Raw genomic sequence first — 12,020 nt, forward strand, 5'->3', positions numbered from 1 at the left:
GCCCCATACTTTTGGGACAGCCCCTTTTCTTCTACAGTTACTAAACCAACAAATTATTACAATCTCGATGTAATAATTTCTGTAGGCTATCGCGTAAAATCGCAGCGAGGAACACAGTTCCGCATCTGGGCAAATAGCTCGACTTATATGCAACCAGCGTGGATTACAATCCAAAAAGTGATGAATCGATTCAGTTCTTTAAAATTGTACAGAATAAGCTTCATTTTGCAGCTCATGGTCACACAGCTGCAGAAGTTATTTATGAACGGACTGATGCAGAAAAGCCGTTTATGGGCCTTACAAGTTTTTCTGGAGAACTTCCATCATTAAAAGATGCAAAAATTGCAAAGAATTATCTAAAAGAAGATGAACTTAAGATTCTGAATAATCTTGTTTCCGGTTACTTCGATATTGCGGAAATCAATGCAATAGAGCATAAGCCGATGTACATGAGTGACTATGTTGAGCAGCTTGATTCTGTCCTGTCTTCTGGAAAACGAAAGCTTTTACAAGGAGCGGGTAGCGTGAGTCACGAACAGACTATGAAAAAAGCAGAAAAGCAGGTAAGGAAGAGTAATTAATGAAAGACAATAAACCACTTGCAGAAATAATTTCCACTATGGATACAGATGATCTTGCTAAAATAATTGAACTTTTTGCGCGCCAGAATCCGGAGCTTGAAAAAATGATTCGTAATGCAGCGGCTGGTAAAGATGCAGCTTATGAGGCTATAAAAGCAGATATTGCCGTAATAAAAAAGAGCCGCAGATTTTATGACTGGCGGAGTCGCAATGAACTCTATGAACAGCTGGAAAGTATTCTTGAAAATATCAGAATCAATATAAAAGACGCTGAATCTGCCGTTGATCTTCTGGTAAAATTCTTTGCTCTGGACGAAAAATGCTGCAACAATTGCGATGACAGCGACGGTGGTTTAGGTTACGAGTTTAATTCGGCGGCGGTAAAGGTTTTTTCCCAATTTTCACCTGACTATAAAGACAAAGAAAAACTTACTCAGATAATTTTTGATTTACTTGAAAACAATCATTACGGATGTCATGACGGTGTTTTAAAACATGTAGCAGAACTTTTGCCACAGGAAAACATCCGCACTCTTATGACGAAAAAATTTACACATGACTATATTATGCCTGATTTAGCATTTGCCGTTAATGATGCGCCTCTTTTGGAAAAACTCCTGCGCGAAATGAGACCAGATGGTCAGCTATGGGGAGAAGCTTTTTATGAAGTTGCCTTGTGCTATCTGAATTATGGGGATGCAAAAAAGGCACTTGAGTTTGCAGATCAAATTGACACACATTACTGGGGTTACAAAAAGTCAGAAATCTTAGAAAAGATATACCTTGCAACAGATGATAAAAATGCGCTTAAGAACTTTTATTGCGAAGATTTTTTCAGTTCACCATCAGAATCAACCGCAGAAAAAATAAAAAATGCTTTTGGAGATGATTTCTTTAAGATTCTTGCAGAGCATTATGAAGCAAGCGACCTTAAGAAAATTAAGAAAATCTGCTCGCCGCTTACACAGACAATAATTTTTAGAGTTCCGTTGAACTACTATCTTGATAATGCAAAGAGTAAGTTTTATTCCTCAGCTGCTAAACATCTGAAAACTCTGGATGACCTTGCTGCAGAAATAAAAGACTGGCGTGGAGTTGAAGCTCACAGCGAATACAAAAAGAAGCTGGAAGAAAAACATTTCAGGAAATATGCCTTCTGGGAAAAATACAGGTAAACTAACTTTTGGAAGAGATAGGGGAATAGAAGAAAAGATCTGGTCCTTTTCTTCTATTCCTGGTAAGCTGCAAGTATGCTCAATTTAGATTCCAATCAATTATTGCAAAGTTTACAGACAGGTTTTATTTCAAAAACACATCATTCAATAAATGAACTTGCTCCAACTCTCCTAGTTAACAATTATCATAAAGAAAAGAAAATTCTGTCATCGCTTGTAGAAGAATTGGAATCTTGCCAGGCTTTTGATTTTTCTGTCGCCTTTATCAATAACGAAGGACTTGCCACAATTAAGCAGACATTAGACGAATTAGCAATATATAGCGAAAAATATCCAGAAAAAGCAGTAAAAGGTCGAATTCTCACAACTAATTATCTGAATTTTACGCAACCGTCTGCCATACAGGAATTAATGCAATTTCCGAATATTGAAATTCGTGCATATACTAAAGGCGGTTTTCATCCAAAAGGCTATATTTTTAAGCAGAGTAATTATTATTCAATGATAATTGGCAGCGCAAATCTTACAGCTTCAGCTCTTACAATGAATCAGGAATGGAGTGTTAAGTTTCTTTCTTGCATCGATGGTCAGATTGTTTTTACTGTACGTGAAGAGTTTGAGCATATCTGGAATGAAGCAGATGTTATTGATAAAAAATGGCTTGAACAGTATTCAAAGAAATATAAAGAAAAGAAACTTTCATTAAAGCTTGTTAACAAACAAATTAAGGAACTGAGAAAGCAAGAAAGAGAACTAAATCAAATAGAAGAATCTATTACATTAATTCCATCGTTTAAAGCAGAACTAGAAGAAACTCAATTTGAACAGTTCACAGAATCGCCGTCAGAGTTTGAAGTTGAAGAAGAAGAGGAGTTGGAAATTGTTCCAAACTCGATGCAAGAAGAAGCATTGGTAGCGCTGCATAATTTGCGTGAAGAAAATCAAAATCGTGCCCTTCTAATTGCAGCAACCGGAACCGGTAAAACCTATCTTTCCATTTTTGATGTTAAACAGGAAAAACCTAAAAAAGTATTGTATGTCGCACATCGGGATATGATTCTTGAAAAGTCCGAAAAAAGTTTTAAGAATATCTTTCCAACTATTAAAACTGGCTTCTTAACCGGAAACCAAAAAGATGTAAATGCGGATTATCTTTTTGCTTCAGTTTTCACATTGGCTAAAGAAGAAACTCTAAAATCTTTCAAAAAGGATGAGTTTGATTACATCATCGTAGATGAAGTTCATCATGCAGGGGCTGAAAGCTACAAAAAAGTAATTGATTATTTTACTCCGAAATTCCTGCTCGGTCTTACTGCAACTCCAGAGCGTACTGATGGCTTTGATATTTTCTCTATGTTCCATAATAATATTGCTTATGAAATCAGACTTCAAAAAGCAATGGAAGAAGATTTGCTTTGTCCTTTCCATTATTATGGTCTTTCCGATTTGACTGTTGATGGTGAAGTTATTGATGACAAATCAGACTTTAGCAAGCTTGTTTGTGAAGAGCGAATAAAGCATATTGAACGTTCTATAAACCTTTATAGAAATTTTGCTTACCCTGTAAAGGGATTGATATTTTGCAGCAGGGTAGAAGAAGCTAAAGAGCTTTCTGCAAAGTTAAACAATGACGGCTATCATACAAAATATCTTACAGGTGAAAATTCAGATTCAGAACGTGAAAGAGTAATTCAGGAACTGGAATCTGATGAAAATCCTTTGCAGTACATAATAAGCGTAGATATTTTTAATGAAGGCGTTGATATTCCATCTGTAAATCAGGTTGTAATGCTTCGTCCAACAAAATCCGCTATTATTTTTGTTCAGCAGCTTGGCCGTGGATTAAGAAAGTTCAAGGGAAAATCCTATGTTTCAGTTATAGATTTTATCGGGAACTACGAAAACAATTTCTTTATTCCGATTGCTCTCTATGGAGATAATTCGTACAACAAAGATAATCTACGTAAAGTAATGAGTACGGGTTCGTCCGGCTTACCAGGAACTTCAACAGTTCAGATTAATGAGATTGCCCGCCAAAAGATTTATCAGGCAATTAATGATACTAATTTTACACAGCTTAAACTTCTTAAAGAGGAATACAATAAGCTCAAAATGCGTCTGGCCAGAATCCCGACAATGATGGATTTTGTAAACAACGGATTTATTGATCCATTTTTGTTCATAGATTACAAGGGCTCTTATTACGCATTTAAGTGCAGCATCGAAAAGAAGGCAGAAGAACTTTCCATAAAACAGCTTTGTTCTTTGCAATTTTTCTCGATTGAATTTGCGCGTGGAATAAGAATACATGAGTTATTGCTTGTTTCAATTCTCCTCAAACAGGAGAAAATTTGCATTAATGATTTCGCAGCAGAATTGGTTAAGTATAATGTAAAACTTACAAAAAATGATTTTAAAGGCATGCTTAATCTTCTCTCACCAGATTTTTATACACAGAACGACAAGAAAAAGTACGGTGGTATAAAATATGTTGAATATGAAAATTCGGAATTAACGCGCACGAAAGATTTCGACAACTTGCTCGATTCCGACATTTATAGAGCAGAACTTTCTGATTGTCTTGAATATGGAATAAAACGGGCAACTCTAAAACCGGAAGAAAGAATTGTGAATGATAATTTAGTTCTCTACAGAAAGTATTCCAGAAAAGATGTCTGTAAACTGCTTAACTGGAAATCAGACTGTTCTTCCACGGTTTACGGATATAAGACAGAAACTTCCACAGAAGAATATACCTGCCCAATCTTTGTAACTTATGAAAAATCTGATGATATATCTGAGACGACAAAATATGAAGATGGCTTTATTGATAATACAAGATTCAGCTGGATGAGCCGCAGCCGAAGAACTTCAAAAGCAGATGAAGTTGTGGCACTTATTAACCAGTCTCAGAACAATATCAAAATTATGCTCTTTGTTAAAAAGAATGATGGCGAAGGTTCGGATTTCTATTACATGGGCAAAATGCGTTATAATTCATTTGTTGATACAACAATGAAAGATAAAGAAGGAACAGATGTTCCTGTGGTAAATATCCAGTTCGATATGGAAAATCCTGTTCCTCAAAATTTATTCAATTATTTGGTGGCATAAAATGAAACAAATCACAGTAAGCGGAGCAATCATTCTTCGCACAAATCCAGATACAAATAAAAAAGAAATCTTTGCAACTCAGCGAGGCTACGGTGATTACAAAGGCGGTTGGGAAATTCCGGGCGGAAAAATTGAATCGGGCGAAACTCCGGAACAGTGCATTGTTCGCGAAATTCGTGAAGAGCTTGCGACAGAAGTTCGTGCAGAACGAGAACTTGGAGTAGTAGATTACGATTATCCAAACTTTCATCTTACAATGCACTGTATTTTATGCACGATTGTTTCTGGGAAACTTAAATTGCTGGAACATGAAGCCGCACGATGGCTTACAAAAGAAACACTTCACTCTGTAGACTGGCTCCCGGCAGACCAGTTGATTCTAGATAAGATAGAAGAAGTTTTGTAAAATTAATAATCATGCTCAAAATAAAAATCACCGCAATCCGAAAAGCAGATTACAAGGATTTGCAGCAAAAATATGAGAATCCTATTAAGCACACCTGTGATATTCAGGGCTGTGCCTGCGTTACGCCTGTTAGTCATAAAACGGCGCTTTCTGCAATGAAGCTCTGCCAGATTAATGTGATTGGGGAATAACTCACGCTTTGATGACGAATCACTCTTCCCGCATTGCCCGTTATCATCTTCCCGGTCTCTTTGAATTCTACGAGCTGTACAAGATTTTTCTTCCCTTATGGAAGGAACATCGCGACTGGTTTTATGACTGGTGCGATATCGGCTCAATTTACGGCGCTCCTGCTGACTGTATGTGGGGCGGGGGAAGGGCTGGATTTGGCGAAGCAGATGCGGCGGAACTTTTGGCTTTGATACAAGAATATGGGATTTCGGCACGGCTTACGTTCAGTAATTCGCTTTTGAAAGAGGAGCATTTGGCGGATAAGAAGTGCAATGATTTGTGCCGGATGTTCTGCAATAAGCAGAACGGTGTGATTGTTCACTCGGATTTGCTGGCGGAATATCTTAAAGCAAATTATCCTGAGTTGTATCTTGTTTCTTCAACTACAAAGGTGCTCACAGATTTTGCGGACTTTGAAGCCGAATTGAACCGTGTAGATTATAAGTTTGTAGTGCCGGATTTCCGACTGAACAAAGAGTTTGACCGGCTTAGAACACTCACACAGGAGCAAAAAGATAAGACTGAATTTCTTTGTAATGAATGCTGTGATTTTGGCTGTAAAAACCGTAAAAAGTGCTATGAAAATGTGAGCCGTAAAAATCTTGGAGAAGAAGCCCCCGACCACAAATGCGCTTCCCCGGATGCAAAGGACGGATATAGATTTTCGCTTGCGATGAAAAACCGGGCCTTTATCGGCATTCAGGATATTCTTGAAACATATCTTCCGATGGGGTTTACGAACTTTAAGATTGAAGGACGCTCTCTTGGAAGTGCGGTGGTGCTGGAGTTTCTTTTGTACTACATGACAAAGCCGGAACATCACCTTGAAGTGCGGGAAGCAGTTTACCTGGATTCCATGCTGGATTTGTTCTAGAGGCTTGAAGATGGAAATTACCTACATCATCCAAAAATCCCGACGCCGCTCTATTTCTGTCAGTGTAATGACAGACAACCGCGTTCTTGTAAAAGCTCCGTATGGAACCAGTGAACGCACGGTGAAGGAATTTCTTCTTTCTAAAAAGGACTGGATTACAAAGCATCTGGAAAAACAAAACCATGAAGTTAAAAAAGCTGAAGCTTTGGGTTTTCTTTCTCAGGATGAAATTAAGCAGATAAAAAGGCAGGCGAAAAAGATTATCCCGGAGCGGGTTGCGTACTGGGCGGAAAAAATCGGCGTGACTTACGGGCGGATTTCGATTCGCCTGCAAAGTACACGCTGGGGAAGTTGTTCGGCAAATGGAAATTTAAGTTTTAACTGTCTTTTGGTGTTAATGCCGGGTGAGATTCTGGACAGCGTAGTTGTTCATGAACTTTGCCACCGCCGGCACATGAATCATTCAAAAGAGTTTTACGAGGAAATTGACCGAGTGTTCCCCGATTATAAACGCTGCAATAAGTGGCTCAAAGAAAACGGCGGTGTTTATATGAAGAGAGTTCAGTGATATAATGGTACGCTAAGGATTGAAAATATGGCTAACGGATTAGAAGATTTAAGAGAAAAGAACAAAGATGTTTCCTCTGCAAAAAACGATTCCCGCTATGGAGACTGGCGAGTTTTTCAGGGGCGGGAAGATGCCGAAATGCTGAAAGAAAAATCAAGCGGATGGTCGAGCAAAAAGGCTAACCGCGGGGAATATGATTCCTGGGGGGATGACGAATGATTCAGATATTTGGAACTCTAAAGAACTTTGACGTAAAGACTGCGCAGAGATGGTTTGCAGAACGCCGTATTCCGGTTCAGTTTGTGGACCTGAAAGAAAAATCTCTTTCCCGGGGTGAGTTTGACAGTGTGGTAGATGCAATCGCACATGAAGCCGGAAGCAGGGCAGACGCCATCGAAGAAATGACTGATAAAAAGTCCAGGGATTACGCCAGCATCGCATACCTTGATGACAGCGAAAAAGCAGATAAGCTTTTTGAAAATCAGCTCAAGCTGATGAAGCAGCCGGTGTGCCGTAACGGTAAAAATACGGCTACAGTAGGACTTGCACAGAAAACTTGGGAAGAATGGAAGTAAGCAGGTTTTGCCAAATCGCCAAATGAAAAACAGGAACAATAACCGCGGTGGCGGAAACGGTAATAAAGGCGGGAACTTCCCGCAGCAGACTCATTTTATCGGTGTACTTTTGCCGGAGGACATTACGCTCACGCTGGAAGACTGCGGTTGTATGGATAAAATAATTTTGAAAAGACTTTTAGTGGCTCAGAATCTAAAGAAATAAACAGAAAAAAAAGAATTTGAGATGGCTTTGGATAAAGAAACTGGAAAACTTCAGTCCCATTTGGGTCTCAGATATTAAAGGAGATTTGAATTTCTCTGACGAAAATGTATACAAGTTCACTCTTGAAGAATTAGAAAGCCTGCATCCAGAATTAAAAGACTGTTAATGACCGACTTTTAAGGTAAGATTCGGAAAATAGGGGTTTCCAGGCGAATTTAATAAAAGCAAGAATTTACAGGTCGACAGAACGTGCATTATAGAAAGTTGCTCCTCTAACTCTCTATAAGTGTCCGTCAATTTTGGGCCCCCTGGGGCACCATCCAGACACCTTGGGCTTCAAAAGACGTGATTTTTATGTTCCAAGGTAAGAGTTGCTTCCAGTCATCTTCGGTCCAGCCGTCAGTATCTGCGGCTTGTTCAAAAATACAACGAAGATAATCTTCTGGATTTTTATTATGTATTTTAGCACATTCTATCAGGCTGAACAAGAGACAACTTGAACGGGCTCCATCTTCTGAACCTGCAAACAGCCAGTTTTTGCGGCCAAGAACAAATGGTTTTATAGATCTTTCTGCGATTGAATTATCAAGATAAATATACGGACATTCAATATAATTTAAAATATGCTGCCATGAATTAAGTGCATAACTGATGGCTTTTCCGAATTTTACTTCAGGAATTACGGTTGGCTGTATTTCAATTAACCAATCATGGAACTCATTTAGAATCGGGAGTATCTTCTCTTTTCGTGCTGATACGATTTCATCATTACTTAGATTTTTCTCTCTAAGTCTGTTTTCAAGAAAATATATTTTCTGGATATAATCCACAGCCTTTTGTGCATTAACGGCATTCCCATGGCCGCATTTTACTGCATCAAAGAACTTGCGTCTGACGTGTGCCATACATGCTACATGAATTATGAGATCATCAGGATATAGTTTTTCATGTTCTTCCAGAGCGGCCTCGTAACCGCCATATTCATCCGTCTGGAGCCATCCTTGAAATCCGTTTATAAAAGGCTTTATGAATTTCGGATGCCTGCTTTCAAAATATCGATAAATAACGGCTTTCTTATCTAACGGCCCACCACATGCAAGCCACATATATGATTTTTTCCGGTCTTTATTAGCTTCGGCATTGTCATATTTAAGAACTTTTACCGTAGTTTCATCCATGTTCATAACTGGACCGGATTTTATATGATCCATAAAAATCTGTTCCATAGGTTTCAGCTTTTCATAGACTTTTAACTGCCAGTTATCCATATCGGCTCTTGAAATATCAATCATACGTCTCTCAAAAGCTTTTGATTGTCTGTAATATGGGTTATGTTCACAGAACTTCTGTGTAAAAATGAATGCAAGAAGATTCGGTGTAGAAATTGATTTGGGAATTATTGTTTTAGGTGCAGGCATCTGACGGAATACAGGATGATCTTCATCTCCGCTTCCTTCACATACTCTGCAGGCATATTTAGGACGTACAGTTACTTCAACGTAAATCTGGGCTGGAATAACCTGAAGACGTTCTGAACGGTCTTCCCCTACTTTTACGAGTTCAGCACCACATGCACAATGCTTTTCTTCTTCCGGAATATCAAGATATACTTCGCGTCGAGGCAAATCTTCAGAAAGCTTTTTGCGGCCACACTTACGTCTTTTATAACTTTTGACAAGTTCTTCTTTATAAGGTCCCTCGCCTGCTACACTTGCTTCTATTTCTTCTTCCGATGGAATGAATGCTTCGTCTTCAAAATCAAAGAGGCTTGGCTGATTATCAGATTTTTCTGATCTTGCACAAAAGCGGAATCGTAACTGTGTTGCAAGCTTTTCCTGTAGTTGAATTATTTCCAGGTTCTTTTGTTCTATTTCAGATTCTCTAAGCTCGATTTCTTTCTGCTTAGCTTTGATTTCAAGATCTTTTTTCTGAAGTTGGGAGTCTTTAGAAACGATTACACTAGCCTGCGCATCTATTTTTAACTGCTGGTCAGAGATTTCCTTCTGCTGACTCTGAATTATAGAGTTGGCAGCTTCCAGCATTTTGAGAGCCTCTTCTAATGTAATCCCCTTGTTAATTCCCACGATTTAAATGTTAACATATTTAAAAAACTTTAAAAATAGGTGTTCAAAAGATTTTTTGATATTTAAATCAATTTTTATTTATCACACACTAGGATTGCCTTTAGTTCAGCTTTAACAGTATCAATGTCATTACTTGTCAACATTGGAATCAAATTATTAATCTCTTCGATACTTTTTTCCCACCACTTAAATTTTTCCAAAAGATTAATCAGTTCATCATCAAAGCGTTTTCTTATGATTTTTGCAGGATTTCCAGCAACAATGGTGTAAGGATTAACATCACTACCTACTACACTGTTGGCACCAATAATTGAACCATCTCCAATATGAACGCCTGGTAGAATGACTGCATTCTGGCCAATCCACACATCATTTCCGATAACGGTATCTCCTTTGTACGGCATATCCTCTATTTTAGGAGCTTTCATATTCCATCCTTCAAGAGTATAGAACGGGAATGTGGATACAGCTCCCATCTGATGATTTGCATCATTCATCATGAACTCAACACCAGCTGCAATCTGACAGAACTTGCCAATAAAAAGTTTGTCTCTACTCCATGGATAGAAATTCGTTACATGGCTTTCAAATTCAGAATCAGCAATATAGGTAAAATCACCAACTATGATATTTGGATTAGTTATTGTCGGCTTAACATATATTTCCTTTTCATATCCCGGAATCGGGTATTTTTGTTTTGGATCTGGTTTCATACTAATTTTTTCTCGCTAAATTTCTGTTTGCCTTATAATTATATCATGCAAATTTCTCAAAATAAAGTTCCTCGTGCATCTGAGTAAAATCAATTCCTGTTAATAGCATTGCCATCTGCTTTGAATTGATTTCATTTACTGCTGCTTTCGTTTCCGGCCATGGCCATCTATGTTTTTCCAGTTTCTTTTGTGCTGTCCAGAATCCGGTTTTATCCCACCAGATTGCCTTTAGAATATTTCTTCGCTTGTTACAGAAAAGGAAAACAGCTCCACTTAGCGGATCCTGCCCCATAATATTCTTTATTAGATTTAAAAGTTCGTCTGTTGAGATACGAAGGTCTGTAATACCAGGTCTCAAGAAAATTCTTGTATTTGTTAAATCAAATTTCATAGTTCTACTACCGCCCTTAATATTGTTTGCAATTGTAACTTCCCTACTGTTGCTGGAACTTCTATTGTTGCTTTTCCTAATTTTACAGTGATCTTTTCTGGTTCCTTTTCATAGCATGGTTCATCGTCAATAATCTGAAACTTTTGAATTACAGGTTCTGTAGCAGCTTCAACTTCAACAAAGTCAGATATATTTACAGCTGGTGCTTTTTGGGGATTCTTTTCTCTGAAAGATGACATTTTCTCATCCAGAGCTTTTGTAATTGTTTCTTTTTTGATGTGATTCATCTGACAGAATGTGTCTATATTCATGTTTGACGCAGCGAACCGATCAAGCCAGACTTCTCTACTGCCTTTTGTTTCGAATAAATTCAAAATGGCCTCCTTCTTGGAGACCATTTTAATATATGATTTTACTGATTTTTAGGTGGTGGTAATTAGACGCTTACGAAATTACTCTTATTTTCTCCCAGATATAAGATTATCACGCTGCTCAATTAACTGCCTGTTTATTAATGCTATTTTTTCGTACAGTTCAAAATATGATATGGCATTATCCGTTGCATTTTTCATATTTTCTTCAGGACTTAAAATTTTTTCTTTGAAGCGTGCGTTTATTTCAATCATCTCACTGTGCTTTTTCATACTTAAAAGTGATTTCTGATAAGCTTCATTTATTTCACTCGTCCAGCCTGTAATTTCAGGTTTAGCTAGAGTTTCTGTTTTATGAATCGTAACAATTTCCCAGATTTTTTTTCCAAAAAATTCTTCGATTGCATTCCTGAAAGGACGGTCATTTTTAAAGAGCAGCTTACATTCTACTTTTATGCCATTTGATTCATCAATCTTAAATGAACAAAGCGATTGCTCAGACAAAAATGGTTTTGCATTTTCTGAATTGAAAAAACTTTTTACCTCGCCTTCTTGACACTTAAAAAGGTATACATATTTGTTTCCCCAAAGACCGGTACTTAAAGATTCCCGTCGCCTTTGATTTGTAACAGGAAAAATATATGCTTTATTCAGCTGAATAGAATCAGGTAAATGCTTATTTAATGAATTAATAAAAACTTCTTCAGAAACATTTTCATAAAGAACAGTAGA

At 37.7% G+C, this 12,020-nt stretch carries 13 protein-coding genes and 2 pseudogenes; 10 read left to right on the top strand and 5 right to left on the bottom strand.

Annotated features, from left to right (window positions below):
* The first annotated feature begins 75 nt into the window (after window positions 1-75).
* From rhuM to ACKI5B_RS12465, 10 genes and pseudogenes are all read left to right on the top strand, one after another.
* A pseudogene (gene rhuM, locus ACKI5B_RS12420) lies at window positions 76-581 on the top strand (RhuM family protein).
* Window positions 581-1,756: a DUF6880 family protein gene (locus ACKI5B_RS12425; RefSeq protein ID WP_407429239.1), complete on the top strand. Its 1,176-nt coding sequence runs from the start codon at window positions 581-583 to the stop codon at window positions 1,754-1,756. Before rhuM ends, ACKI5B_RS12425 begins: the two are co-directional and overlap by 1 nt.
* A 75-nt stretch (window positions 1,757-1,831) precedes the next feature.
* Window positions 1,832-4,870 (top strand): DUF3427 domain-containing protein, encoded by a 3,039-nt coding sequence (locus tag ACKI5B_RS12430; RefSeq protein WP_407429241.1) that lies wholly within the window; start codon window positions 1,832-1,834, stop codon window positions 4,868-4,870.
* Window position 4,871: 1 nt separating this feature from the next.
* Entirely contained in the window at window positions 4,872-5,276 is a 405-nt protein-coding gene (locus ACKI5B_RS12435) for a (deoxy)nucleoside triphosphate pyrophosphohydrolase (protein ID WP_407429243.1), read from the top strand.
* A gap of 11 nt (window positions 5,277-5,287) precedes the next feature.
* The gene (locus ACKI5B_RS12440) at window positions 5,288-5,467 is read left to right on the top strand and encodes a hypothetical protein (protein ID WP_407429245.1); all 180 of its coding nucleotides are present in this window, start codon (window positions 5,288-5,290) and stop codon (window positions 5,465-5,467) included.
* An 11-nt stretch (window positions 5,468-5,478) separates the two neighbouring features.
* Window positions 5,479-6,381: a hypothetical protein gene (locus ACKI5B_RS12445; protein WP_407429259.1), complete on the top strand. Its 903-nt coding sequence runs from the start codon at window positions 5,479-5,481 to the stop codon at window positions 6,379-6,381.
* A gap of 10 nt (window positions 6,382-6,391) precedes the next feature.
* Complete coding sequence (locus ACKI5B_RS12450; protein WP_407429247.1) at window positions 6,392-6,949, top strand: M48 family metallopeptidase; 558 nt, start codon at window positions 6,392-6,394, stop codon at window positions 6,947-6,949.
* 27 nt (window positions 6,950-6,976) lie between these two features.
* Window positions 6,977-7,168, top strand: coding sequence for a hypothetical protein (locus ACKI5B_RS12455; RefSeq protein ID WP_407429249.1), 192 nt, complete (start codon window positions 6,977-6,979; stop codon window positions 7,166-7,168).
* Complete coding sequence (locus tag ACKI5B_RS12460) at window positions 7,165-7,524, top strand: arsenate reductase family protein (protein WP_407429251.1); 360 nt, start codon at window positions 7,165-7,167, stop codon at window positions 7,522-7,524. Before ACKI5B_RS12455 ends, ACKI5B_RS12460 begins: the two co-directional genes overlap by 4 nt.
* 22 nt (window positions 7,525-7,546) lie before the next feature.
* Window positions 7,547-7,729, top strand: coding sequence for a hypothetical protein (locus tag ACKI5B_RS12465; RefSeq protein WP_407429261.1), 183 nt, complete (start codon window positions 7,547-7,549; stop codon window positions 7,727-7,729).
* Between the two features lie 293 nt (window positions 7,730-8,022).
* On the opposite strand, the gene tnpC is transcribed toward ACKI5B_RS12465, so the two are convergent.
* From tnpC to ACKI5B_RS12490, 5 genes and pseudogenes are all read right to left on the bottom strand, one after another.
* A complete protein-coding gene (gene tnpC / locus ACKI5B_RS12470) occupies window positions 8,023-9,813 on the bottom strand; it encodes an IS66 family transposase (RefSeq protein WP_407429253.1) in 1,791 nt (596 codons plus the stop codon).
* A gap of 74 nt (window positions 9,814-9,887) precedes the next feature.
* On the bottom strand, window positions 9,888-10,526 hold the full coding sequence (locus ACKI5B_RS12475; RefSeq protein WP_407429255.1) for a CatB-related O-acetyltransferase: 639 nt from the start codon (window positions 10,524-10,526) through the stop codon (window positions 9,888-9,890).
* A gap of 43 nt (window positions 10,527-10,569) precedes the next feature.
* Complete coding sequence (gene tnpB / locus ACKI5B_RS12480; RefSeq protein WP_407429257.1) at window positions 10,570-10,917, bottom strand: IS66 family insertion sequence element accessory protein TnpB; 348 nt, start codon at window positions 10,915-10,917, stop codon at window positions 10,570-10,572.
* Window positions 10,914-11,291 carry a hypothetical protein gene (locus tag ACKI5B_RS12485; protein WP_277636107.1) on the bottom strand — a complete coding sequence of 126 codons (378 nt, stop codon included), beginning with the start codon at window positions 11,289-11,291 and terminating at the stop codon, window positions 10,914-10,916. Before ACKI5B_RS12485 ends, tnpB begins: the two co-directional genes overlap by 4 nt.
* Before the next feature lie 84 nt (window positions 11,292-11,375).
* A pseudogene (locus ACKI5B_RS12490) lies at window positions 11,376-12,020 on the bottom strand (B12-binding domain-containing radical SAM protein); the annotation flags it as partial.

The organism is Treponema sp., assembly GCF_045657965.1.
GTDB lineage: Bacteria > Spirochaetota > Spirochaetia > Treponematales > Treponemataceae > Treponema_D.

Excerpts from the sequence above, each read along its gene's own strand:
- ACKI5B_RS12425 (WP_407429239.1), top strand. The coding sequence starts at position 581 with ATGAAAGACAATAAACCACTTGCAGAAATAATTTCCACTATGGATACA.
- ACKI5B_RS12430 (WP_407429241.1), top strand. The coding sequence starts at position 1,832 with ATGCTCAATTTAGATTCCAATCAATTATTGCAAAGTTTACAGACAGGT.
- ACKI5B_RS12435 (WP_407429243.1), top strand. The coding sequence starts at position 4,872 with ATGAAACAAATCACAGTAAGCGGAGCAATCATTCTTCGCACAAATCCA.
- ACKI5B_RS12440 (WP_407429245.1), top strand. The coding sequence starts at position 5,288 with ATGCTCAAAATAAAAATCACCGCAATCCGAAAAGCAGATTACAAGGAT.
- ACKI5B_RS12445 (WP_407429259.1), top strand. The coding sequence starts at position 5,479 with ATGACGAATCACTCTTCCCGCATTGCCCGTTATCATCTTCCCGGTCTC.
- ACKI5B_RS12450 (WP_407429247.1), top strand. The coding sequence starts at position 6,392 with ATGGAAATTACCTACATCATCCAAAAATCCCGACGCCGCTCTATTTCT.
- ACKI5B_RS12455 (WP_407429249.1), top strand. The coding sequence starts at position 6,977 with ATGGCTAACGGATTAGAAGATTTAAGAGAAAAGAACAAAGATGTTTCC.
- ACKI5B_RS12460 (WP_407429251.1), top strand. The coding sequence starts at position 7,165 with ATGATTCAGATATTTGGAACTCTAAAGAACTTTGACGTAAAGACTGCG.
- ACKI5B_RS12465 (WP_407429261.1), top strand. The coding sequence starts at position 7,547 with ATGAAAAACAGGAACAATAACCGCGGTGGCGGAAACGGTAATAAAGGC.
- ACKI5B_RS12475 (WP_407429255.1), bottom strand. The coding sequence starts at position 10,526 with ATGAAACCAGATCCAAAACAAAAATACCCGATTCCGGGATATGAAAAG.
- tnpB (WP_407429257.1), bottom strand. The coding sequence starts at position 10,917 with ATGAAATTTGATTTAACAAATACAAGAATTTTCTTGAGACCTGGTATT.